This is a genomic window from Pseudomonas shahriarae (genome assembly GCF_014268455.2).
In the GTDB taxonomy this organism is placed as follows: Bacteria; Pseudomonadota; Gammaproteobacteria; order Pseudomonadales; family Pseudomonadaceae; genus Aquipseudomonas; species Aquipseudomonas shahriarae.
Genome location: NZ_CP077085.1, coordinates 4,119,267 through 4,140,661 on the forward strand (window position 1 = coordinate 4,119,267; position 21,395 = coordinate 4,140,661).

Sequence of the window (21,395 nt, forward strand, 5' to 3'; positions counted from 1 at the left end):
GCGTTACTTGGCAGGCATCTGCGCGAACCCGTCATCTATCTTCTGCAGGATGGCCGTCTTGGCGGCCTCGCGGTTCAATATCTCGAAGAAGTGCGGCCCTGCCTTGCTCATTTGCGACGCGGACATCACACCCAAGTGCTCCATCTTCTTGGCCTGGCGTTCAGTCGGCTTACAGACAAAGTCACGGCTTTGCATCAGCCAGGCGTCAGGTTTGCTCTGCCATTGTCTGGAATACTTCGCATCGCGAAACCCATTGAACACGCTGCGGAAATCCGCTGCACCCATTACTCGCACGCGGTTCTTCGCACAATCGATTTCGACATCGTAAGAGGTGAAGTCGGGCTTTCCGGGCTCTTCGTAAAGTTGATAGACACCCAATGATTTCGCCCCACCTGGACGATTGACGATGTGAGTGGGGTCGCCGTCTGCGATGAACACTTGATTCTTGCCCAAGGCACCCTGGTAGTGAACGACCCAGAAGTCGCCCTTCAGCACTTCGCTCGCTTGGGCAGCGAGGGCACTACACAGTAATGCGGCAGGCAGGCAGGAGATGCCTTGTAAAAGCGATCATAGGGGCGGCCCTTTGCCGTTATTTTTGAAGAAAATAGTTTCACACCCTGGACATGAGGCAAAGGGCCATCTAGCACATTCGTACTATTCATAAGAGAGTTCTACGCCAATACCATCGCGATACAGTCGGTCATGCGCTTCGGCGACTAAGCAGGAACAAAAAAATCACAACTCTTGTCGCAGTATGGATTCCCAAGCAGGATTCGATAAGGCGGTGCTGTGCATCTCTATCGACACATCGAATTAGCACATTACGATGCTGATTCGGCGCTAAAGCACTAGAAAAAGGATTTTGGAAAATGTTAAAGAAAATAACCATAGCTGGTGTCACTCTTGCACTTACAGGTTGCGGACTTCTCCCTCCCCCAGCGCCACCTGCTCCCCCTACAGTCGAGCACTCTATTGCAAGCAAGACCGAAATCGTCGATGCAAAAAGGAAGCTGCTCAGACATATTTCAGACCCCGACTCCGCGAAATTTGAAACTATTTATAAATTCAAGGGCCGTTTCGCTAGTGGTAAAAGCTATGAAGGAGTCTGTGGTTATGTGAATTATAAAGGCGCAGAAGGTGGCTATGAAGGATTTACACCGTTTATGGTCGTTGGGGATGTGGTCTCTTATTACGGTGACCATTTACCTCACAACTACCATATCCTCAAAAGTTTTTGCACAAAGTCACGATCAAGCTAATAGGCAGATGCCGGCAAGTAAATTTCAAGTTAGCCTTTGATATCAATAGTAAGTACTACCGAACCTATATGAGTACCTTCCTGGGCTAGTGTCCCGAATGGCTAGCTGGTCTTGATGTTAACGCATCCGCCCGGCTCGCTTCTTTTTAGACTGTTGTTTCGCGCATGTAGTCCTGACAGGCCTTGAGTAGGATTAGGCCTCGGTCGTCTTCGTCGGTGATGGCGGTAATTCGTACCAGTTTATGCTGATGCTAAATACCGCGTTCCCTACGAAGAATGACACTCTCATGCTCGACCTGCAGCCAGCCAAGGATTGGTTTATTTGCTATCTGCCCCGACCGCCTGATAGCTCCGGGATCGCCGCAGGCAGCGGCGGCGAACTTGCCGACTTCAACGTGCAGCCGCTCCCCAGCAGCATCAGCGGCACCAGCATCCACAGCAGCAGCCTTGTTCTGCTCTCGCATCACTCGCTTCCTCATTCACTGCCAATTGGCGCTGTTCTTTTTGGCGGGCTGAGTTCCCTAGCCTCGGTTATGGCGAGCGCCTAGGCTTTACCGATTTCTGCCAGTTACTTTCCGTAGCGCCAGTCTTGAACCTGCCATGTGACGCCAGCGGCGCTGGCCATCAACACCAGGATCAACAGCACCAGCCCGGCCGGCTTCTGGACCGGAGTCATCACGGCACATCCTTGAAGAAGACGTGATGCCACAGACGCAACGTCTGCTTGGCCTTCGCCGCCCAGGCAGGGGCCTTGGGCATCGTGGTTGCGTAGTAGTGCGTGGTCCCGCCAGTTGGATCCGGTACCCGGCAAGCATCCACTCTACGTGTTCCCGTTTGGCAAGCCAGATGACGAGGGGAATGAAACGACGGTTCACCGCATGAACGACGCGGCCTGGAAGAAGGCGCGGATTCGGGCGGCAAAGAAGTGGCAGGAGAAGTTCTTGCGGCCGGCACATGACGGCTTTACCAGGAACCGCATACACGACTTGAAGCACACCTTTGGGAGAAGACTGCGTGCTGCTGGCGTGACTGAGGAGGATCGGAAAGCGCTGCTCGGCCACAAGAACGGAAGCATCACCAGTCACTACTCGGCGGCAGAACTGGATCAGCTGATTGCGGCGGCAAACAAGGTATCAGCAACCGACTCACGCGCACCAGCGCTGACGATTCTGAAACGGAGGGAGACATGATGAAAAACGCCAGGGTCACTCGGAAAGTCACTATGGCAGAAACAACAAAGCCGCTCGAAAGCGGCTAAGTCATTGAAAAATATGGTCGGGACGGAGTGATTCGAACACTCGACCCCTAGCACCCCATGCTAGTGCGCTACCGGACTGCGCTACGCCCCGACTAGGCGTGAAACTGGGTTCGCTTCGTAAAGAAGCGATCAGGAATATACCGCAAGCATTTGAAATGTGGAAGTATTTTAAAGGCTTGTTTCACTTTTTCAAAACCACCAGTACATCTTCCAGTTCGGAGATCATCTGGCGGATCAATTGCTTGTATTGGGTGGTGTCTTCTTTGGCTTCATCACCGGACATACGCTGGCGTGCGCCGCTGATGGTGAACCCCTGGTCGTACAGTAACGCGCGGATCTGTCGGATCATCAGCACATCCTGGCGCTGATAATACCGACGGTTCCCGGTGCGTTTGACGGGGTTGAGTTGAGGAAACTCCTGCTCCCAATAGCGCAGCACGTGCGGTTTTACCGCACATAGCTCGCTGACTTCACCAATGGTGAAGTAGCGTTTGCCTGGGATGACGGGTAGCTCGTCGTTATGACTTGGTTCCAGCATAAGCCTCAACTCGGGCCTTCAACTTCTGCCCTGGACGAAAGGTGACCACACGGCGAGCCGTGATCGGGATTTCTTCTCCCGTTTTTGGATTGCGGCCAGGCCGCTGGCGTTTGTCCCGCAGGTCAAAATTGCCGAAACCGGACAATTTGACCTGTTCGTTGTCTTCCAGAGCGTGCCTGATTTCTTCAAAAAACAGCTCGACCAATTCCTTGGCCTCGCGCTTGTTCAGACCCAACTCTTCGTACAGACGTTCCGCCATCTCAGCTTTCGTCAAAGCCCCCATACGTCACTTCCTTAACGTGGCGTTCAACCTTTGTTCGAGCGAGGTGAGGATATTTTGCGTCGTGGTATTCACCTCATCGTCATTAAGAGTGCGCGATGGATGCTGCCAGGTCAAGCCAACTGCAAGGCTTTTTCTATGCGGATCAATGCCTTTACCCTGATAGACGTCAAATAGCCTGAGGTCCGTCAGCCATTCGCCTGCATTTTCTCGGATTACTTCCAGCACGGCACTGGCCGCCACATCACGATCCGCCACCAGGGCGAGGTCACGACGCACTTCCGGGAAACGCGACAGCTCGCTGAATTTAGGCATCTTGCCCGCAGCGACTTCAGCCAACACCAACTCGAAGACGAACACCGGACGGTCAAGACCGAGGGTTTTCGACAGTTCAGGGTGGATAGCGCCAACGAAACCGACCAGGCGGCCTTCACGCTCGATGCGCGCAGTCTGGCCTGGATGCAATGCCGGGTGGCTGCCCGGGACAAATGCGAAGGCATCCAGCGCGCCGGCAAAGCCCAGCACCGCTTCCACATCAGCCTTGACGTCGAAGAAGTCCACCGGATCGCGCCCCTGGGCCCAACCCTCAGGCAGACGGCTGCCGCAGACCACACCGGCCAGCATCGGCTCCTGCTTCAGGCCGTCCAATTGGCCGACAAAGCGCAGGCCGCTTTCGAACATGCGCACGCGATCCTGCTGACGGTTCAGGTTATGGGAAAGTGCTTTCACCAGGCCTGGCCACAGGGACGAACGCATAGCCGCCATGTCGTTGGAGATCGGGTTGGCCAGCAACAGCGGCTCGACACCCGGGCTGAACAGTTCGAACTGCTTGGGATCAATGAAGCTGTAGGTCACCGCTTCCTGATAGCCGCGAGCGACCAGCAGACGACGCAGCTCCGGCAGGTGCGCACGGGCTTCGGTCTTGGGCTGTGGGGCCAGGCGCGCTTGCGGGTAACGAACCGGCAGGCGGTTGTAGCCGTACAGGCGGGCCAGTTCTTCGATCAGGTCGACTTCAAGGCTGATATCGAAGCGATGGCTTGGCACTTCTACGCGCCACTGCCCTGCCCCATCAGCGCTGATGTCCAGGCCGAGGCCGGTCAGCAGACTGACAATTTGCGCTTCTTCGATCACCAGGCCGAGCATCTGCTCGACGCGTTGGGCGCGCAGCGTCACCGGTGCAATCGACGGCAAGTACTGCTCGTTGACAGTCTCGGTAATCGGGCCAGCTTCACCGCCGGTGATTTCCAGCAGCAGGCCGGTGGCACGCTCCATGGCTTCACGGGCCAGTTGCCAGTCCACGCCACGCTCGTAGCGGTGCGAGGCATCGGTGTGCAGGCCGTAGGAACGGGCCTTGCCTGCCACAGCGATCTGGTCGAAGAACGCGCTTTCAAGGAACACGTCACGGGTCGTCGCCGACACGCCACTGTGCTCACCCCCCATCACACCGGCAATGGCCAGGGCGCGGGAGTGGTCAGCAATCACCAAGGTATCGCTACGCAGGGTGACTTCCTGGCCATCGAGCAAGACCAGCTTTTCGCCTTCCTCGGCCATGCGCACGCGAATCCCGCCGTTGATCTCGGCCAAATCGAAGGCGTGCAGCGGTTGACCCAGCTCCAGCATCACGTAGTTGGTGATGTCGACCGCGGCATCGATGCTGCGCACGTCGGCGCGACGCAGGCGCTCAACCATCCACAGCGGGGTCGGCCGGGACAGGTCGACATTGCGAATGACACGGCCCAGGTAGCGCGGGCACGCGCTTGGCGCCAGCACTTCGATGGAACGCACTTCGTCGTGGACTGCCGGGACCGCGGTCACTACTGGACGTGTGACAGGCACGCCGTACAGCGCACCGACTTCACGGGCCAGACCGGCCAGGGACAGGCAGTCGCCACGGTTCGGAGTCAGGTCGACTTCGATGCTGGCGTCTTCCAGGTCGAGGTAGGCACGGATGTCCTGGCCCACGGGCGCATCAGCCGGCAGCTCCATCAAGCCATCATTGCCTTCGCCCACCTGCAACTCCGCCTGAGAGCACAGCATGCCGTTGGACTCGACGCCACGCAGCTTGGCTTTCTTGATCTTGAAGTCACCGGGCAGTTCGGCACCGATCATCGCGAACGGGATTTTCAGGCCTGGGCGCACATTTGGCGCACCGCACACAACCTGGAAGGTTTCCGCGCCGTTGCTGACCTGGCACACACGCAACTTGTCGGCGTCCGGGTGCTGCTCGGTGCTGAGCACCTCGCCCACCACTACACCGCTGAAAACACCGGCGGCCGGCGTAACGCTATCGACCTCAAGACCGGCCATCGACAGACGAGCAACCAGCTCATCGCGATTTACCTGCGGGCTTACCCAGCCACGCAGCCATTGTTCACTGAATTTCATCCTGCTCTCCTAAAGGTTCGTTACGACTAGCGAAATTGCGCGAGGAACCGCAAGTCGTTGTCGAAGAACAGGCGCAAGTCGTTCACGCCGTAACGCAGCATGGCCAGACGCTCGACGCCCATGCCGAAGGCAAAGCCCGAGAACTCTTCCGGGTCGATCCCGGACATGCGCAGCACGTTGGGGTGAACCATGCCGCACCCCATGACTTCCAGCCAGCCGGTCTGTTTGCAGACACGGCAGCCTTTACCGCTGCACATCACGCACTCCATATCGACTTCGGCGGATGGCTCGGTGAACGGGAAGTAGGACGGGCGGAAACGTACCGCCAGCTCTTTTTCGAAGAACACCCGCAGGAATTCTTCGATGGTGCCTTTGAGATCGGCGAAATTGATGTCGCGATCAACCAGCAGGCCTTCGACCTGGTGGAACATCGGCGAGTGGGTGATATCGGAGTCGCTACGGTACACACGGCCTGGGCAGACGATGCGGATCGGCGGCTGCTGCGATTCCATGGTGCGGACCTGTACCGGCGAGGTATGGGTGCGCAACAGCATGTTCGCATTGAAATAGAAGGTGTCGTGCATCGACCGGGCCGGGTGATGGCCTGGGATGTTGAGCGCCTCGAAGTTGTGATAGTCGTCTTCGACCTCAGGGCCTTCGGCAATGCCGTAGCCGATGTGGGTAAAGAACTGCTCGATACGTTCCAGAGTCCGGGTCACCGGATGCAGACCGCCAGAGGTCTGGCCGCGGCCAGGCAGGGTCACGTCAATGGACTCGGCGGCGAGCTTGGCCGCAAGATCGGCCTCCTCGAACAACGCCTTGCGCGCATTGAGAACCTCTGTGACACGCTCCTTGGCAACGTTGATCAGCGCACCGACTTGCGGGCGCTCTTCGGCCGGCAGATTGCCCAGGGTCTTCATCACCTGAGTCAACTCACCTTTCTTGCCAAGGTATTGAACCCGGATTTGCTCCAGGGCATTGATATCTTCAGCGCTTTGCACAGCCTCAAGAGCTTGAGCGACCAGCGCGTCCAGGTTTTCCATGTACAGACTCCAGATACAAAATAGGGGAAGAGCTTGAAGGCTCTTCCCCTATTTATGACGTTTACCACCTTGGACTACGGAGTAGCCCAGGGTGACTGTCGGGGGTACTTAAGCCAAGGTGGCTTTAGCTTTCTCGACAATCGCAGCAAACACCGCTTTTTCGTTCACGGCCAGTTCAGCCAGAACCTTACGGTCGATTTCGATGGACGCTTTTTTCAGGCCAGCGATGAAACGGCTGTAGGACAGACCGTTAACACGAGCACCAGCATTGATACGAGCGATCCACAGAGCGCGGAACTGACGTTTTTTCTGACGACGGTCACGGTAGGCGTATTGGCCTGCCTTGATTACCGCTTGCTTGGCAACACGGAATACGCGTGAACGCGCGCCGTAGTAGCCTTTAGCGAGTTTCAGAATTTTTTTGTGACGCTTACGGGCAATGACGCCACGCTTTACACGAGCCATGAGTTACTTCCTCTATTCTTGATCCAAAATTAACGAAGGCGCAGCATGCGCTCGACTTTTGCCACGTCAGACGGATGCAGCAAGCTGCTACCGCGCAGTTGACGCTTACGCTTGGTCGACATTTTGGTCAGGATGTGGCTCTTGAAAGCGTGCTTGTGCTTGATACCGTTAGCAGTTTTCAGAAACCGCTTAGCAGCACCACTTTTAGTCTTCATCTTTGGCATGTTCGGATACTCCGCATTCAGTTGATAAACATAATCAGAAGGCCTGCCGTGCCCTATTGATTACTTCTTCTTTTTCGGGGCGATGACCATGATCAGCTGGCGTCCTTCCATCTTAGGATGCTGTTCGACGGAACCGTACTCCAGCAGGTCAGCTTCAACCCGCTTGAGGAGTTCCATACCCAGCTCCTGGTGGGCCATCTCACGGCCGCGGAATCGCAAGGATACCTTGGCCCTGTCCCCATCACTCAGGAAACGTACCAGGTTGCGCAGTTTTACCTGGTAATCCCCTTCCTCCGTCCCTGGACGAAACTTGATTTCTTTAACCTGGATCTGCTTCTGGTTTTTCTTGGCTGCGGCAATCTGCTTCTTCTTTTCGAAGATCGACTTGCCGTAATCCATCAGCTTGCAGACAGGAGGTACAGCATCGGCGGAAATTTCCACCAAATCGAGCTTGGCTTCTTCAGCCTTAAGAAGCGCGTCTTCAATTGACACAATCCCAAGCTGCTCACCCTCAGCCCCAATTAACCGAACCTCGCGTGCCGAGATATTCTCGTTGATCGGGGCTTTCGGTGCAGCTCGTTTATCTTGTCTCATTTCACGCTTAATAGTAATTACTCCGAATCTGGGCGACCACGCCGGGAAACCGCTTGCGCGAGGAACTCAGCGAACTGGGCGACGGGCATCGAGCCCAGGTCAGCACCTTCACGAGTACGCACAGCGACAGTCTGCATCTCGACTTCCCGATCTCCGATAACCAAAAGATAGGGAACCTTGAGCAAAGTATGCTCGCGGATTTTAAAGCCGATCTTTTCATTTCTCAAGTCGGACTTGGCACGAAATCCGCTTTCGTTGAGTGTTTTTTCAACTTCAGCAGCAAAATCGGCCTGTTTATCAGTGATATTCATGATCACTGCCTGAGTCGGAGCCAGCCACGCAGGGAACGCGCCCTCGTAGTGCTCGATCAGGATCCCGACGAACCGTTCGAATGAGCCGAGGATCGCCCGGTGCAGCATAACCGGGTGTTTACGGCTGTTGTCTTCGGAGACGTATTCGGCTCCCAGACGGATCGGCAGGTTAAAATCGAGCTGCAAGGTACCACATTGCCAGACACGGCCAAGGCAATCTTTCAGCGAGAACTCGATTTTAGGACCGTAGAAGGCGCCCTCACCCGGCTGCAGATCGTACGCAAGGCCCGCACTATCTAGCGCAGCGGCCAGTGCAGCTTCGGCGCGATCCCACAACTCGTCGGAACCGACGCGTTTTTCCGGACGAGTGGACAGCTTCATTTCGACGTCGGTAAAGCCGAAATCGCGATAAACGTCCATGGTCAGCTTGATGAACGCGGCGGATTCGGCCTGCATCTGCTCTTCGGTGCAGAAGATGTGGGCGTCGTCCTGAGTGAAACCGCGCACACGCATGATGCCGTGCAGTGCACCCGATGGCTCGTTACGGTGGCACGCACCGAACTCGGCCAGGCGCATCGGCAGCTCGCGGTAGCTCTTCAAGCCCTGATTGAACACTTGCACGTGGCAAGGGCAGTTCATCGGCTTGATGGCGTAGTCGCGGCTTTCCGACTCGGTGGTGAACATATTGTCGGCGTAGTTGGCCCAGTGCCCGGATTTCTCCCACAGGCTACGGTCAACCACTTGCGGCGTCTTGATCTCCAGATAGCCGTTTTCACGCTGCACCTTGCGCATGTACTGCTCAAGCACCTGGTACAGGGTCCAGCCGTTCGGGTGCCAGAACACCATGCCCGGCGCTTCTTCCTGGAGGTGGAACAGGTTCAGGCGCTTACCGATTTTACGGTGATCGCGCTTCTCGGCTTCTTCGATGCGCTGGATGTAGGCCGCCAGCTGCTTCTTGTCAGCCCAGGCGGTGCCATAGACCCGCTGCAGTTGCTCGTTTTTCGCATCGCCGCGCCAGTAGGCACCGGACAGCTTGGTCAGCTTGAACGATTTGAGGAAGCGCGTATTCGGCACGTGCGGGCCACGGCACATGTCGACATATTCTTCGTGGTAATACAGGCCCATGGCCTGTTCGTCCGGCATGTCTTCCACCAGACGTAGCTTGTAGTCCTCACCACGGGCAGTGAACACGTCGATCACTTCGGCGCGTGGCGTGACTTTCTTGATGACGTCGTAATCTTTCTCGATCAGCGCGTGCATGCGCGCTTCGATGGCGGCCATATCGTCCGGCGTAAAAGGACGCTCGTAGGCGATATCGTAATAGAAGCCTTCGTCGATGACCGGGCCGATCACCATCTTCGCGGTGGGGTACAGCTGTTTGACCGCATGGCCAATCAGGTGCGCGCAAGAGTGGCGAATGATCTCCAGCCCCTCTTGATCCTTGGGCGTGATGATTTGCAGGCTGACGTCGCTGGTGATCAGGTCGCTGGCGTCAACCAGCTTGCCGTCGACCTTGCCGGCCACGGTGGCCTTGGCCAGGCCTGCACCAATGGATGCGGCGACCTCGGCTACGGAAACCGGATGATCGAATGAACGTTGACTGCCGTCGGGAAGAGTAATAGTTGGCATGGCGCCTCCTCTCCTAGTGGTGACCCCTACCAAAGGTCACGTGGGTTGGGATGAGCCAGTACAAGATCCAACACCAGGCCGTTCATTGCTGAACGCCTGCCTTACAGCGGCAGGAGCCTTTCGGCCAACCGATAATCGAACCAGAGTGACTGGAGTTAAACAAAAAAACCCGGCACGAAAAAAGCCAGGTCGCTGATGCTAGCACAGATGAACGGTCATAGCGCCGCCCCACCACCGCGCAAAGGCAAACTCCAGGCTTTTACAGGCAAAAGTGAACTTGGGCTGTACGTCAGGCCTCAAACACACTGAAAATCGCCGTCCGTCATCTCGACTCAAGGAGCATCTAACCATGCGCAGCACCTCGATCTTCGCCCTTGCCGCTTCCCTGGCCCTGTTCTCCATTGGCGCTCAAGCCGCCGCCCCGTCCAACTGGCCTGCAGGCGCCCGGGATAGCTTTGTCCAGGACTGCAGCGCCGCCGCCAGCCAGAACGTTGATGCCAAAACCGCCAAAGCCCATTGCGAATGTGGCGCGGATAAAATCAACGCTGAATTGAGCACTGCGGAAATCAAGGAACTGATGACCAACCAGAACGCCAGCGCGGAGCTGAAAAACAAAGCCGTCGCAGCTATTTCGTCCTGCAAGGTCGTGAAGAAAAAGTAAGCGTGGCGAGAAATCAGACCGAAAAAACGGCCTGAAAACCCACTGAAAACTGCTATTTCTCACAATTTACATTGCTTTTACGGCTTTTTTTACTAGCTGATATTTCTCGCTAAAGCCCCGTAAACCGGGGCTTACAGCCATCCAGGGCACTGAAGAAAACGCGTTTGATTGGCAAACAGTGCCTTGGGGGGGCTCCCAAGCCGGACATTTCGACTATGATAGCCCAGTGTGCCCAGTTGGCCTGAGCAGCACAGTACTACTGAAAATATATGTTTCTTGGAGATACACCATGTCTAATCGCCAAACCGGCACCGTTAAATGGTTCAACGATGAAAAAGGCTTCGGCTTCATCACTCCTCAAGGTGGCGGTGACGACCTGTTCGTACACTTCAAAGCTATCGAAAGCGACGGTTTCAAAAGCCTGAAAGAAGGCCAAACCGTTTCCTTCGTGGCTGAGAAAGGCCAAAAGGGTATGCAAGCTGCACAGGTTCGCGCAGAGTAATCTCTACGCCGATCTAAAAAACCCCGTCCATGTGACGGGGTTTTTTATGGGTGACACAAAAGTGTTGTGTTATCAGCCGCAGTTGACGCGGGTGATCACTAGATTGTCATCGGTGTTGAGGTTCAGGCGATCGGAACGGTATTCGAGGGTGATCATGTCGTTGGGCTTGAGAATACGGGCATTCTGCGCACCGGCACGGGTACGGGCCTGCTCCAGCAATTGCGGCGAGGCCTTCTGGCCGATGGCGAACTGCGCAGCCTGCGATTCACAGCGCGTGTGAACAGGCTCAGCCGCGGCCGTGTCTTTGGCCGGCTCGGAGGTACCCGAAGTACTGCAACCCGCGAGGACGGCTGCCGCCAACAAGGTACCGAATGATGCGAGCTTCCAAGGCATGAAGCCTCCTTTAAGAAAAATGGACAGAGATCGTGCGACCGTGATTTGGCCAATTGGTTTCAGAATTGTCACAATTGGCTGTAGGCGAGTCTGCCTGACTCTACGCCATGGCTTGATGAATCAATCGTCACCAGATATGAATAAATCTCAGTAGATGTCGATGTAGTCAAACGGCGGCTTTGGCCAGTTCTGCTTCAGCGCATTGAAAATCTGCATCACCCACACCTCATCACTGGCCGCCACCTTGCCGACATAGCCAGACCCAGCTGCCCAGGTCTCCAGGCGAAACAACAACCCATCAATCTGCATCCCTCCCACCACACAGGAAGAGATATAGGCGATACCGGCCTTGGTAACCCGTAGCTGGGTGTGCTGATCGTCGCTGGCACTGGCAATCATTTGGCGAACAGCCTCCAATGTGAGGCTCTTGGGGTTGGTCAAGTCGATGTGCACGTGGCGTGTCCTGGTAATTAAACAGGGGGCCAGTGTCGCACAGCGTCCCCCTCATGCCTAAGTAGCAGTGCCAAACGCAGCGCAAAATGGTTAACTCTGCAGGCCTGTCCAGCCTTTGCGAGCCGCGAGAACCCGATGACCATCGTTACCATCAATGCCGACATCAAAGCCAAGTGGCCCCAAGGGCAAAGCTCCTACAGCCCGGGCAGCCCGGAAGAGTTGGCGATCATCGGCATCGACCTGCTGGTCAAGGAGCTGGGCACCCAGGCAGCGCAGGCCTTTATCGGCCAGATATTCGAGAAATACCCGGCCGACCATATGGGGGTCGAAGACCCTCTGCGCGAATAGTTACCGGTCGACGAGCGCCGACCGGCAGGCAGCTTACTTCAGGCGCGCAAGGCGCTCGGTGAGCAAGTCGAAAAACCCCTGGGCGTCGCCGTTTTCCACCCAAAACACGTTTTTATCGTGCTTGAGGCCATCGTACCAATCGACGATGGTCTGGCCGAACGTCGGGCCTTCGCGGCTATCGACCACCATGTTGGCCTGGCGTCCGGTGAACAGCTCGGGCTTGAGCAGATAGCCGATCACGGTGGCGTCATGCACCGGGCCACCCGTCATACCGTAGTGCTCCATATCCCCTTTGACGTATTCGTTGAGAATACTGCCCACTATCTTGCTGGCGTTGTTGTTCAAGTCGGCGATCTGCTTCAGGCGCGCTTCGCTGGTGAGGATCTTGTGGGTCACGTCCAGCGGCAGGTAAGTCAGCTTGACGCCACTTTTGAGGACGATTTCAGCAGCCACCGGATCGGCAAACAGGTTGAACTCGGCCACCGGCGTAATGTTGCCGCCGTTGAAGTGCGCGCCGCCCATGACCACCACTTCCTTGATGCCCTGGGTGATTTCCGGTGCCTGGGTCAACGCCAGGGCCAGGTTGGTTTGTGGGCCTAGCATGGCAATGGTGATGCTATGGGGCTTGGCGGTGCTCAGGGTCTTGATCAGGTAGTCGACCGCATTGCCTTCGGCCAGGCCTTTTTTCGGCTCGTGCACGGTGACACCGGAAATACCTTCCTTGCCATGGATATTCTCGGCATAAATCGGCGTGCGCAGCAGCGGCTGTGGCGCGCCGGCATACACCGGAATCTCTTCACGCCCTGCCCACTCACGGGCCAACCGTGCGTTGCGCGAGGTCTTGTCCAGCCGCACGTTGCCGGCCACGGTGGTCAACGCCCGGATATTCAGCTCCTGCGGGGACGCCATCGCAAACAGCAGCGCGACCACATCGTCAGCGCCCGGGTCGGTATCAATGATCAGGTCGATTTTTTCCGCCGCCTGGGCGCTTGCAGCAGTTAGCACGGACAAAAGCAGCACACTCCGAAACAGGTGTCGCAGGGTTGGGGTTCTACGTTGCATGACGCACTCCTTGTCATTGTGGGAAACGCTAGAAAGTCACGCCAGACACCAGCGCGATATTACAGTAGGGCTGGCACTCGCCTGTGCGCACCACCGCGCGCGCCTTGTGGCTGAGCAGCTTGAACGCGTCATGACTCAGCAAGCGACGCTCGCCCAGTTCGCCCTGGTACAGGGCATTGAGGTCAGCCAGCGCCGGTGGCTGCTTGTGCAAGAGTTCCTCGGCCAGTACGTGGCTTTCCACCTGCATCTCGCTGAGCACCACGCGCAAGGTGCTGATGAAGTCAGGAATACCCTGGGTCAGCGCCAGGTCGATCAACTCCACACCCGGCGGCACTGGCAGGCCGGCATCGCCGATCACCAGGATGTCGCCATGACCAAGGGAGGCGATCAGCCGCGACAGGGCAATATTGAGCAATGGGGTCTTTTTCATGGGCGAACAAAGCCTTGGACGTCATGCAGCGTAGGAATAGAGGGTTGGGCTCCGGCGCGGGTGACCGACAGGGCCGCCGCGACCTGGCCAAACCGGATGGCCTCGGCCTCGCTCTGGCCGCTGGCCAGCGCTGCCGCAAAGCCACCGACAAAGGTGTCGCCTGCCGCCGTGGTATCCACGGCCTGCACTTTGGGCGCCAACAGGTGCTCGAACCCTTGACCATCGGCGAACAGCGCCCCCTGCGAACCCAGGGTCACGATGACCTTGCCCGCCCCGGCTTTGAGCAGATGGGTCGCCGCAACCTTGGCGGAGTCCAGGGAATCGACCGGCACCCCGCTCAAGGCCGATGCTTCACTTTCGTTGGGGATCAGGTAGTCAATGCAGGCGTACCAGTCTGCCGGCAGCGGGCCGCTGGCGGGCGCCGGGTTGAGGATCACCGTCTTGCCCAACTCACGGCCACGCTTGAGGGCATACCCCACGGTGTCCATGGGCACTTCGAGCTGGCAGACAATCACCTCGGCCGCCTGCAGCACGGCGTCGAACGCCAACAGCGACGCGGGGGTCAGTTGGCCGTTGCTGCCGGCCACAATCACGATCGCATTCTGACTGCTGTCATCCACCACAATCAGCGCGACACCACTGGAACCCGGCACCTCACTGACGGCCTGACAGTCGATCCCTTCCACCAGCAATGCATCGCGCAATTGAGCGCCGTAGGCATCGCTGCCTATGCAGCCGATCATCGCAACCTCAGCCCCCAGGCGCGCCGCAGCGACCGCCTGATTGGCGCCCTTGCCGCCCGGGACAGTGGCAAACGACTGGCCAACCAGGGTCTCACCGCCGCGAGGCAGCCGGCTGGCCCGGGTCACCAGGTCCATGTTTAAACTGCCTACTACCACTACTGTTGCTGGCATACGTCAATACTCATCAATTCGTTCAGCGGTTTGAGGCAAACACAGCAGCCAACGGCGCCGTTGACTCACGCAAGACAATGCTCGGCGTGACAATGCGCTGGTCAACCGGCAATTGCGGTGTCGCAATCCGTCGCAGTAACAACTCCGCCGCCGTTTCCCCCAATTGCAGGATCGACTGACCCACAGTGGTCAACGCGGGGTACACATAGCGGCTCATTTGAATGTCATCAAAACCAATCACCGACAGCTCGTCGGGTACCCGCAGGTTGCGCTCGGCGGCCGCCCGCAATACGCCGAAACCGATCATGTCGTTGCCGGCAAATATCGCGCTGGGCGGGTTGTCTGCCAGCAACTGCACCGCCGCCCCATAGCCACCGGTGCTGGTGAAATCGCTTTCCAGCACGCGACTGGCGGGCACCGCGATCCCGGCCTCCTGCAACGCACGCTGGTAGCCGGCCAGGCGCATCTGCGCCACACGGGTATGGGCGGGCCCGCCAATACAGGCGATATCCCGGTGCCCCAGCGCCACTAAATGCCGGGTCGCCAGGTAGGCGCCCTGCTCGTGGTCAATGCGCACCAGGTCCACATCCACGCCTTCCAGGCCCCGGTCGACAATGACCATGGGCGTGCGCACGCCTTTCAAGCCAGCGGCCAGGCCATCGTCATCACCACCGACGGAGGTGACGATCAAGCCGTCGACACGCTTCTCCAGCAACACCCGCAAATAGTTGCGCTGTTTCTCGGCGTTATCGTCGGAATTGCACAGGATCACGCAGTAGCCATTGCGCTCGCAGTAATCCTCGATGCCCCTGGCCAGCTCCGCGAAATACGGGTTGAGGCTGTTGGGCACCAGCAGGCCGATGGTCGCCGTGGTCTTGGCCTTCAGCGAACGGGCGACCGCGCTGGGCACATAGTCCAACTGCTTGATCGCGGCTTCGACCTTGAGTCGCACGGGCTCGCTGACCGGGCGTGTCCTGTTCACCACATGGGACACTGTGGTGTAGGAAATCCCCGCAAGCGCCGCCACATCCTTGATGGTTGCCATGGCTTAGCCCCGCCGACTGGCGCGTTGACTGCGGTAGGTGTCGAGCACCACGGCAATCACGATAACGGCGCCGGTAATGATGCGTTTGGTCGGCTCGGTCGCACCGATCTGCGCCAGACCGGCCGCCAATACAGAAATAATCAGCACCCCAAAGAATGTACTGATCACCGAGCCACGCCCGCCCATCAGGCTGGTGCCGCCGATCACCACTGCGGCAATCACCTGCAGCTCCAGGCCTGAGCCAGCGTTCGGGTCGGCCGCTTCCAGGCGCGAAATCTGGAACAGCGCCGCCACCCCAGCCAGCAGCCCCATCAGGCTGAACACCAGGATTTTGTAGGGTTTTGGATTGATACCCGCCAGGCGCACCGCCTCTTCATTGGTGCCGATGCCGATCAGGTAGCGACCAAACACGGTACGCGTCAGTACCGCGTGGGCCACGATAATCACCAGCAACGCAATGATGAACGACGGCGAGATACCAAAGGCCACCGGGTTGGACAGCCAGGCAAAGGAGTCACCGATATAGGCAGTGCGCGACCCGGTCATCTGGTAGGCCGCACCACGGGCCATTTCCAGCACCCCCAGGGACACAATGAACGACGGAATCCGCCAGGCCACGGTGATCGAGCCGGTGATGGTGCCGGCCAGTGCCGCGCAGCCCATGCCGAGCAAGGCTGCGGGTATCACGCTCCAGCCCCAGCCGAGGATCGCCACGCTGACCGCAGACGCGGCCAGGGCCAATACCGAGCCCACCGACAGGTCAATGCCGCCGATGATCAGGATGAACGTCATGCCCACCGCCAATACCATCAGGTCGGGAATCTGGTTGGCAATGGTGCTGAAGGTGCCATAGGACCAAAAGTGGCTGCTCAGCGCCGAGAACAGCGCAATCATCGCCAGCAATGCACCAGCCAGACCCAGATAGGTGCCCAGGCCGTAGAAATTACCGCCGGCTTTGGCGGTTGGAGTTGCTGTTTTCATGGGTTTGTCCTGGGCGCGGCTTCGTTGAGCAACGCATCACGTTTCTGATAGCCGGCAAATGCGGCAGCAAGCAATTCATCCTGGGTCCAGCTGGCACGCTCGAAGGTCTCGATCAAGCGCCCGGCAGACAGCACACCGATGCGGTCACAGATCAGCATCAGCTCCCGCAGGTCGCTGGACACCACCACCAGCGCCTTGCCCTGACGAGTCAAGTCACCCAGCAGCGCATAGATATCAAACTTGGCACCCACGTCGATGCCACGGGTGGGTTCATCAAACAGCATCACTGCGCAATCACGCTCCAGCCAGCGGCCGATCACCACTTTCTGCTGATTGCCGCCCGACAACTCAGACACCAATTGCGCCGGGCTGGAGCTGCGGATACGCATGGCGTCAATCTGCCGCTTGGCCAGGGCCGTTTCGTCGCGCCCATTGACCAGGCCGGCGCTGGACACCTTGGCCATATTGCCCAGGGCCGTGTTGGCGCTGATGGACTGGCTCAACAACAGGCCCTCGCCCTTGCGATCCTCGGTAATCAAGGCAATGCCATGGCCTACTGCATCCACCGGCGAACGAATGCTCACCACCCGGGCCGGCGAGCCGAGGGCTACCGTGCCACTGTCGGCCAGGTCGGCACCAAAGATCAGGCGCAGCAACTCCGTACGGCCGGCGCCGATCAAACCCGAGATGCCGTAGATTTCACCGGCTCGCACTTCAAAGGACACGTCGCGAACCTTGTCCGCTCGGGTCAGGCCCTTGACCGTCAATGCCGGCGCGCCGATGGTGCGCGGACCTAGGTCGATGTGCTCACCCAGCTCACGACCGACCATCAACGTGACCAGTTGTTCGCTGTTGTAATTGGCCATCGGTTCGACACACACCAACTGGCCGTCACGCAGCACTGCAATGCGTTGGGCTACCCGTGCCAGCTCTTCCAGTCGATGGGAAATATAGATAATTGCCACGCCCCGGGCCTGCAGGCGGGTAATTTGCTGGAACAGCATCTCGACTTCACGGGCGGTGAGCATCGCCGTCGGTTCGTCGAGGATCAGCACATGGCAATCGCCGATCAGGTTGCGGGCGATCTCGACCATCTGCTGATGGCCAATGCCCAGGCTGCCGACCAGGGTGTCCGGGTCAATGGCATCCAGGCCCACGTGTGCCATGGCCTCAATCGCGGCCTGGCGCAACTGCTTGCGGCTGATCCAGCCACCGCGGTTGGGCAGGTTATCGAGGAACAGGTTTTCGGCCACGGTCAGGGTCGGCAGCAGGTTGAGCTCCTGCATCACCATACGGATCCCCTGCTTTTCCGCCTGGGTCCGGCTGGCGGGGGTGTATGCCTGACCATTGAACTGCATCTGGCCAGTGGTTGGCGTGACCAGACCGCCGATGATCTTCGACAAGGTGCTTTTGCCCGCGCCATTCTCACCGGTCAACGCCAGCACCTCGCCGCGATTAAGCGTCAGGGTGATGTCGGACAGGACGGGCTGGGCATAGGTCTTACCGATACCACTGACCGAGAGGACAGGGGTCGGTGCGGAAGATGACATAAGAAAATCTCCAGGCGCCCGCTCCATGTGAGCGGGCGCTGTAGTGCGCGGCCAGGGGTTATTGCTTGAGGACGAGCTCTACCGGCGTTTCGATCACGCCGTCCACGGACTCGACTTTTTCGCCCTTGACCAGCTTCAGCGCATTCTGGATACCAAATACGGCTTGCTGGGCAGCCGCCTGGTCGGCGGTGGCCAGGACGCGACCGTCGTTGAGCATCGGCTTGATCGCAGCGATGTTGTCGTAGCCAACCACTTGGACCTTGCCCGCCATGCCCGCTGCGCGCACCGCTGAAACGGCGCCCAGGGCCATGTTGTCGTTACCGGCCAGCAGCGCCTTGAGGTCCGGGTATTCGCTCAACATGGCCGCCGCCACCTTGTTGCCCTGGTCGATTTCCCAGTTACCGGACTGCACGGACACAATCTTCATACCGGCCGCACCCATGGCGTCCTTGAACCCGGCGGTGCGTTGCTGGGCATTGGTGGTGGTCGGGACGCCTTCGATAATGCCGACTTTATCGCCACTCGCCAGCTGTTTGGCCAGGTACTCGCCGACCAGACGCGAACCCTTGCGGTTATCCGGGCCTACAAAGGGAACCTCGAGGTTTTTGCTTTTCAACACTTCAGGGTCCAGGCGGTTATCAATGTTGACCACCTTGATCCCGGCATCGGAGGCTTTCTTCAGCACGTTGACCAACGCCTTGGAGTCGGCGGGTGCGATGACGATTGCGTTGACTTTGGCGAGGATCATCTGGTTGACGATATCAATCTGCGCCGAGGTATCGGTTTCGTTCTTGATCCCGTTGGTGATCATGTCGAAATCGGCGGCATGGGCTTTCTGATAGTCCTTGGCACCGTCTTGCATGGTGACGAAAAACTCATTGGCCAGGGATTTCATCACCAGGCCGACCTTGGGTTTGGCGGCGGTGTCATCAGCGAATGCAGAGGAGAGAGGCAGGGCAGCGGATGCGGCAGCCAGCACGGCGGCAGCAAGCAAACGTCCAGCGAATGGAAGCTTCATGGGTTCACTCCGATCTTATGATTATTGTGAGCAACGCCTGCACATTCACTTCACTCACCGAGTGCCGTGAAACACCTCGCAAACGTTTGCGCTAAACAAACTATGCGAAGGCTGCCGAATTTTGTCAACGAAAGAAAAGGGCTTTTTCTTCGTTGGCTCTACCTCCTGCCCTACAGCTCGACCAGCTCCTGGCTAAACATCCGGGCTGGGTGATCGTTCTCTAAAAACGACAGATCGGCAGGCACACCTCAGAAGGATGCTGCTGATTTTCCCAGGGTGATTTTCGGACAACCGAACACCACAGCCTCCTGCGTTCGGATATTCGGACACGAGCTGAAGCCAAGAGATCACGCAGCATCAAAAAATATGATTTAAATCAACAAGTTAAAATCAAACCCCAAACAAAATCCCGCTGGTACAAATCCTGCTCTTAATCAGCACCTTGTGGCGCTCAGCGCAGCCCGGGGTGTTCTGGATGAACCTGCACAAGCACTCATCAAAACTAGAGAGAAAAATAATGAAATCTGCACTCAAGAACTTTGTTCCGGGCGCTTTAGCCCTGCTGCTGCTCTTCCCCGTGGCCGCCCAGGCCAAGGAAGTTGAATCCAAGACCAAACTGTCCAACGTAGTCGTGCTGGCCACTGGCGGCACCATTGCCGGCGCTGGCGCCAGCGCGGCCAACAGCGCCACCTACCAGGCGGCCAAGGTGGGTATCGAACAACTGATCGCCGGCATTCCGGAGCTCAGCCAGATCGCCAACGTGCGCGGCGAGCAAGTGATGCAAATTGCTTCCGAAAGCATCACTAACGAAAACCTGCTGCAACTGGGTCGTCGTGTCGCAGAACTTGCCGACAGCAAAGACGTGGACGGCATCGTGATCACCCACGGCACCGACACCCTCGAAGAAACCGCCTACTTCCTCAACCTGGTGGAAAAAACCGACAAGCCAATCGTGGTCGTGGGCTCCATGCGTCCAGGCACTGCCATGTCGGCCGACGGCATGCTCAACCTGTACAACGCTGTGGCTGTTGCCGGTAGCAAAGACGCACGCGGCAAAGGCGTCCTGGTGACCATGAACGACGAGATCCAGTCGGGTCGCGATGTCAGCAAGATGATCAACATCAAGACCGAGGCCTTCAAAAGCGCCTGGGGCCCACTGGGCATGGTCGTAGAGGGCAAATCCTACTGGTTCCGCCAGCCGGCCAAGCGTCACACCATGAACTCGGAGTTCGATATCAAGAACATCAAGAGCCTGCCCGACGTTGAAATTGCCTACGGTTATGGCAACGTCAGCGACACCGCCTACAAAGCCCTGGCCCAGGCTGGCGCCAAAGCCATCATCCATGCCGGCACCGGCAATGGCTCGGTACCGGCCAAGGTAGTACCTGCCCTGCAGGAACTGCGTAAGGAAGGCGTGCAAATCATTCGTTCTTCCCACGTCAATGCCGGCGGTTTCGTTCTGCGCAATGCCGAGCAGCCTGACGACAAATACGACTGGGTTGTGGCCCATGACCTGAACCCGCAGAAAGCCCGCATCCTGGCCATGGTCGCCCTGACCAAGACCCAGGACAGCAAGGAACTGCAGCGGATGTTCTGGGAATACTAAGTTACTGACACACCGCTAACACCCTTGTAGGCGCCGACAGGGACAACAGGTCGTTGTCGGCTCCTGCAAAAAATCCTCGCTGTACACCAATCCGCGTAAACCGTTGTCACACGGACTTCTTGAATTTTAAGCAGTTGCGAATTTACTCACAGTTAAATACTGTATGTTCGTACAGCTAATTAAGGACTCCTCCGTGGCCAAGCCCTCCTCTGCAGCACCGACACCGCCCGACGCCTATCAACGCCTGGCGATCCGTGTGCAAAAAATCATCAATTCCACCAACGCCCAAAAAAACAAGGCCGCGTTGATTTTCCGTTTGCCGGAGGAACCCGAGGACGAGTGGGCACGACTACTGGAGGAAATCGCAGAAAACGACAACGTCACCCTCGCTTATCGCGATGATGGCGGCGTGCAGATTTTCTGGGTCGTACCGAAGGAAGATTGAGT

Annotated in this window: 25 protein-coding genes, 1 tRNA gene and 2 pseudogenes; 8 read left to right on the plus strand and 20 right to left on the minus strand. The window is 57.9% G+C overall.

Features of this window, described 5'->3' with window-relative positions; genetic code table 11:
* Positions 1 to 3: 3 nt before the first annotated feature.
* Complete coding sequence (locus HU773_RS18185; RefSeq protein WP_225923802.1) at positions 4 to 495, minus strand: hypothetical protein; 492 nt, start codon at positions 493 to 495, stop codon at positions 4 to 6.
* A gap of 374 nt (positions 496 to 869) precedes the next feature.
* Here HU773_RS18185 and HU773_RS18190 point away from each other — a divergent pair, with 374 nt between their 5' ends.
* Together HU773_RS18190 and HU773_RS27840 are read left to right on the plus strand one after the other, a co-directional pair.
* Positions 870 to 1,259 (plus strand): hypothetical protein, encoded by a 390-nt coding sequence (locus HU773_RS18190; RefSeq protein WP_152987963.1) that lies wholly within the window; start codon positions 870 to 872, stop codon positions 1,257 to 1,259.
* 286 nt (positions 1,260 to 1,545) lie between these two features.
* On the plus strand, positions 1,546 to 1,806 hold the full coding sequence (locus HU773_RS27840; RefSeq protein ID WP_152987964.1) for a hypothetical protein: 261 nt from the start codon (positions 1,546 to 1,548) through the stop codon (positions 1,804 to 1,806).
* Between the two features lie 127 nt (positions 1,807 to 1,933).
* Here HU773_RS27840 and HU773_RS27470 read toward each other — a convergent pair.
* A pseudogene (locus tag HU773_RS27470) lies at positions 1,934 to 2,065 on the minus strand (cell wall hydrolase); the annotation flags it as partial.
* Between HU773_RS27470 and HU773_RS18205 the strand changes: the two are divergent.
* Positions 2,065 to 2,448: pseudogene (locus tag HU773_RS18205) on the plus strand (site-specific integrase); the annotation flags it as partial. The pseudogenes HU773_RS27470 and HU773_RS18205 sit on opposite strands and share 1 nt — an antisense overlap.
* An 82-nt stretch (positions 2,449 to 2,530) precedes the next feature.
* Here HU773_RS18205 and HU773_RS18210 read toward each other — a convergent pair.
* The 9 genes from HU773_RS18210 to thrS form a co-directional block, all read right to left on the minus strand.
* A tRNA-Pro gene (locus HU773_RS18210) sits at positions 2,531 to 2,607 on the minus strand.
* Between the two features lie 90 nt (positions 2,608 to 2,697).
* Positions 2,698 to 3,054, minus strand: coding sequence for a MerR family transcriptional regulator (locus tag HU773_RS18215; RefSeq protein ID WP_057960163.1), 357 nt, complete (start codon positions 3,052 to 3,054; stop codon positions 2,698 to 2,700).
* Positions 3,035 to 3,337: an integration host factor subunit alpha gene (gene ihfA, locus HU773_RS18220; protein ID WP_002553164.1), complete on the minus strand. Its 303-nt coding sequence runs from the start codon at positions 3,335 to 3,337 to the stop codon at positions 3,035 to 3,037. The genes HU773_RS18215 and ihfA overlap by 20 nt, the downstream gene beginning before the upstream one ends.
* A 3-nt stretch (positions 3,338 to 3,340) precedes the next feature.
* Entirely contained in the window at positions 3,341 to 5,719 is a 2,379-nt protein-coding gene (gene pheT / locus HU773_RS18225) for a phenylalanine--tRNA ligase subunit beta (protein WP_057960164.1), read from the minus strand.
* 26 nt (positions 5,720 to 5,745) lie between these two features.
* Positions 5,746 to 6,762 carry a phenylalanine--tRNA ligase subunit alpha gene (gene pheS / locus HU773_RS18230; protein WP_057438636.1) on the minus strand — a complete coding sequence of 339 codons (1,017 nt, stop codon included), beginning with the start codon at positions 6,760 to 6,762 and terminating at the stop codon, positions 5,746 to 5,748.
* 108 nt (positions 6,763 to 6,870) lie between these two features.
* Complete coding sequence (gene rplT, locus HU773_RS18235; RefSeq protein ID WP_003174975.1) at positions 6,871 to 7,227, minus strand: 50S ribosomal protein L20; 357 nt, start codon at positions 7,225 to 7,227, stop codon at positions 6,871 to 6,873.
* Between the two features lie 29 nt (positions 7,228 to 7,256).
* Entirely contained in the window at positions 7,257 to 7,451 is a 195-nt protein-coding gene (gene rpmI / locus HU773_RS18240) for a 50S ribosomal protein L35 (RefSeq protein WP_002553160.1), read from the minus strand.
* 60 nt (positions 7,452 to 7,511) lie between these two features.
* Positions 7,512 to 8,063, minus strand: coding sequence for a translation initiation factor IF-3 (gene infC, locus HU773_RS18245; RefSeq protein ID WP_169960276.1), 552 nt, complete (start codon positions 8,061 to 8,063; stop codon positions 7,512 to 7,514).
* On the minus strand, positions 8,063 to 9,985 hold the full coding sequence (gene thrS, locus HU773_RS18250; RefSeq protein WP_057960165.1) for a threonine--tRNA ligase: 1,923 nt from the start codon (positions 9,983 to 9,985) through the stop codon (positions 8,063 to 8,065). The genes infC and thrS overlap by 1 nt, the downstream gene beginning before the upstream one ends.
* 349 nt (positions 9,986 to 10,334) lie before the next feature.
* On the opposite strand from thrS, the gene HU773_RS18255 reads away from it, so the two are divergent.
* Both HU773_RS18255 and HU773_RS18260 read left to right on the plus strand, forming a co-directional pair.
* A complete protein-coding gene (locus tag HU773_RS18255) occupies positions 10,335 to 10,646 on the plus strand; it encodes a hypothetical protein (RefSeq protein WP_029294244.1) in 312 nt (103 codons plus the stop codon).
* Positions 10,647 to 10,935: 289 nt separating this feature from the next.
* Positions 10,936 to 11,148 carry a cold-shock protein gene (locus HU773_RS18260; protein ID WP_007905882.1) on the plus strand — a complete coding sequence of 71 codons (213 nt, stop codon included), beginning with the start codon at positions 10,936 to 10,938 and terminating at the stop codon, positions 11,146 to 11,148.
* Between the two features lie 72 nt (positions 11,149 to 11,220).
* Here HU773_RS18260 and HU773_RS18265 read toward each other — a convergent pair whose 3' ends face one another.
* Both HU773_RS18265 and HU773_RS18270 read right to left on the minus strand, forming a co-directional pair.
* Positions 11,221 to 11,541: an I78 family peptidase inhibitor gene (locus HU773_RS18265; RefSeq protein ID WP_057438633.1), complete on the minus strand. Its 321-nt coding sequence runs from the start codon at positions 11,539 to 11,541 to the stop codon at positions 11,221 to 11,223.
* Positions 11,542 to 11,688: 147 nt separating this feature from the next.
* Positions 11,689 to 11,994 carry a hypothetical protein gene (locus HU773_RS18270; protein ID WP_057438632.1) on the minus strand — a complete coding sequence of 102 codons (306 nt, stop codon included), beginning with the start codon at positions 11,992 to 11,994 and terminating at the stop codon, positions 11,689 to 11,691.
* 135 nt (positions 11,995 to 12,129) lie between these two features.
* On the opposite strand from HU773_RS18270, the gene HU773_RS18275 reads away from it, so the two are divergent.
* A complete protein-coding gene (locus tag HU773_RS18275; protein WP_029294233.1) occupies positions 12,130 to 12,342 on the plus strand; it encodes a hypothetical protein in 213 nt (70 codons plus the stop codon).
* Between the two features lie 33 nt (positions 12,343 to 12,375).
* Here the strand turns inward: HU773_RS18275 and HU773_RS18280 are convergent, their stop codons facing one another.
* The 7 genes from HU773_RS18280 to HU773_RS18310 are packed head-to-tail and all read right to left on the minus strand — an operon-like array spanning position 12,376 to position 19,342.
* Entirely contained in the window at positions 12,376 to 13,404 is a 1,029-nt protein-coding gene (locus HU773_RS18280; RefSeq protein ID WP_057438631.1) for a nucleoside hydrolase, read from the minus strand.
* A gap of 28 nt (positions 13,405 to 13,432) precedes the next feature.
* Positions 13,433 to 13,834 (minus strand): D-ribose pyranase, encoded by a 402-nt coding sequence (gene rbsD / locus HU773_RS18285; RefSeq protein WP_186625976.1) that lies wholly within the window; start codon positions 13,832 to 13,834, stop codon positions 13,433 to 13,435.
* Positions 13,831 to 14,748: a ribokinase gene (rbsK, locus tag HU773_RS18290; protein ID WP_057960166.1), complete on the minus strand. Its 918-nt coding sequence runs from the start codon at positions 14,746 to 14,748 to the stop codon at positions 13,831 to 13,833. Before rbsK ends, rbsD begins: the two co-directional genes overlap by 4 nt.
* Before the next feature lie 22 nt (positions 14,749 to 14,770).
* Entirely contained in the window at positions 14,771 to 15,793 is a 1,023-nt protein-coding gene (locus HU773_RS18295) for a LacI family DNA-binding transcriptional regulator (protein WP_186625975.1), read from the minus strand.
* A 3-nt stretch (positions 15,794 to 15,796) separates the two neighbouring features.
* Positions 15,797 to 16,774: an ABC transporter permease gene (locus tag HU773_RS18300; RefSeq protein WP_057960168.1), complete on the minus strand. Its 978-nt coding sequence runs from the start codon at positions 16,772 to 16,774 to the stop codon at positions 15,797 to 15,799.
* Positions 16,771 to 18,324, minus strand: a complete 1,554-nt coding sequence (locus HU773_RS18305; protein ID WP_128592921.1) for a sugar ABC transporter ATP-binding protein — start codon at positions 18,322 to 18,324, stop codon at positions 16,771 to 16,773. Before HU773_RS18305 ends, HU773_RS18300 begins: the two co-directional genes overlap by 4 nt.
* 58 nt (positions 18,325 to 18,382) lie before the next feature.
* The gene (locus HU773_RS18310) at positions 18,383 to 19,342 is read right to left on the minus strand and encodes a sugar ABC transporter substrate-binding protein (RefSeq protein WP_057438626.1); all 960 of its coding nucleotides are present in this window, start codon (positions 19,340 to 19,342) and stop codon (positions 18,383 to 18,385) included.
* A 517-nt stretch (positions 19,343 to 19,859) separates the two neighbouring features.
* On the opposite strand from HU773_RS18310, the gene HU773_RS18315 reads away from it, so the two are divergent.
* Both HU773_RS18315 and HU773_RS18320 read left to right on the plus strand, forming a co-directional pair.
* Positions 19,860 to 20,948, plus strand: a complete 1,089-nt coding sequence (locus HU773_RS18315) for an asparaginase (protein ID WP_057438625.1) — start codon at positions 19,860 to 19,862, stop codon at positions 20,946 to 20,948.
* A 193-nt stretch (positions 20,949 to 21,141) separates the two neighbouring features.
* Entirely contained in the window at positions 21,142 to 21,393 is a 252-nt protein-coding gene (locus HU773_RS18320) for a DUF1654 domain-containing protein (RefSeq protein WP_057438624.1), read from the plus strand.
* Positions 21,394 to 21,395: the final 2 nt, after the last annotated feature.

Bases quoted from the DNA above. Each gene is read 5' to 3' on its own strand.
- HU773_RS18190 (WP_152987963.1), top strand. From the start codon at position 870: ATGTTAAAGAAAATAACCATAGCTGGTGTCACTCTTGCACTTACAGGT.
- HU773_RS27840 (WP_152987964.1), top strand. From the start codon at position 1,546: ATGCTCGACCTGCAGCCAGCCAAGGATTGGTTTATTTGCTATCTGCCC.
- HU773_RS18215 (WP_057960163.1), bottom strand. From the start codon at position 3,054: ATGCTGGAACCAAGTCATAACGACGAGCTACCCGTCATCCCAGGCAAA.
- ihfA (WP_002553164.1), bottom strand. From the start codon at position 3,337: ATGGGGGCTTTGACGAAAGCTGAGATGGCGGAACGTCTGTACGAAGAG.
- pheT (WP_057960164.1), bottom strand. From the start codon at position 5,719: ATGAAATTCAGTGAACAATGGCTGCGTGGCTGGGTAAGCCCGCAGGTA.
- pheS (WP_057438636.1), bottom strand. From the start codon at position 6,762: ATGGAAAACCTGGACGCGCTGGTCGCTCAAGCTCTTGAGGCTGTGCAA.
- rplT (WP_003174975.1), bottom strand. From the start codon at position 7,227: ATGGCTCGTGTAAAGCGTGGCGTCATTGCCCGTAAGCGTCACAAAAAA.
- rpmI (WP_002553160.1), bottom strand. From the start codon at position 7,451: ATGCCAAAGATGAAGACTAAAAGTGGTGCTGCTAAGCGGTTTCTGAAA.
- thrS (WP_057960165.1), bottom strand. From the start codon at position 9,985: ATGCCAACTATTACTCTTCCCGACGGCAGTCAACGTTCATTCGATCAT.
- HU773_RS18255 (WP_029294244.1), top strand. From the start codon at position 10,335: ATGCGCAGCACCTCGATCTTCGCCCTTGCCGCTTCCCTGGCCCTGTTC.
- HU773_RS18260 (WP_007905882.1), top strand. From the start codon at position 10,936: ATGTCTAATCGCCAAACCGGCACCGTTAAATGGTTCAACGATGAAAAA.
- HU773_RS18265 (WP_057438633.1), bottom strand. From the start codon at position 11,541: ATGCCTTGGAAGCTCGCATCATTCGGTACCTTGTTGGCGGCAGCCGTC.
- HU773_RS18275 (WP_029294233.1), top strand. From the start codon at position 12,130: ATGACCATCGTTACCATCAATGCCGACATCAAAGCCAAGTGGCCCCAA.
- HU773_RS18280 (WP_057438631.1), bottom strand. From the start codon at position 13,404: ATGCAACGTAGAACCCCAACCCTGCGACACCTGTTTCGGAGTGTGCTG.
- rbsD (WP_186625976.1), bottom strand. From the start codon at position 13,834: ATGAAAAAGACCCCATTGCTCAATATTGCCCTGTCGCGGCTGATCGCC.
- rbsK (WP_057960166.1), bottom strand. From the start codon at position 14,748: ATGCCAGCAACAGTAGTGGTAGTAGGCAGTTTAAACATGGACCTGGTG.
- HU773_RS18295 (WP_186625975.1), bottom strand. From the start codon at position 15,793: ATGGCAACCATCAAGGATGTGGCGGCGCTTGCGGGGATTTCCTACACC.
- HU773_RS18300 (WP_057960168.1), bottom strand. From the start codon at position 16,774: ATGAAAACAGCAACTCCAACCGCCAAAGCCGGCGGTAATTTCTACGGC.
- HU773_RS18305 (WP_128592921.1), bottom strand. From the start codon at position 18,324: ATGTCATCTTCCGCACCGACCCCTGTCCTCTCGGTCAGTGGTATCGGT.
- HU773_RS18310 (WP_057438626.1), bottom strand. From the start codon at position 19,342: ATGAAGCTTCCATTCGCTGGACGTTTGCTTGCTGCCGCCGTGCTGGCT.
- HU773_RS18315 (WP_057438625.1), top strand. From the start codon at position 19,860: ATGAAATCTGCACTCAAGAACTTTGTTCCGGGCGCTTTAGCCCTGCTG.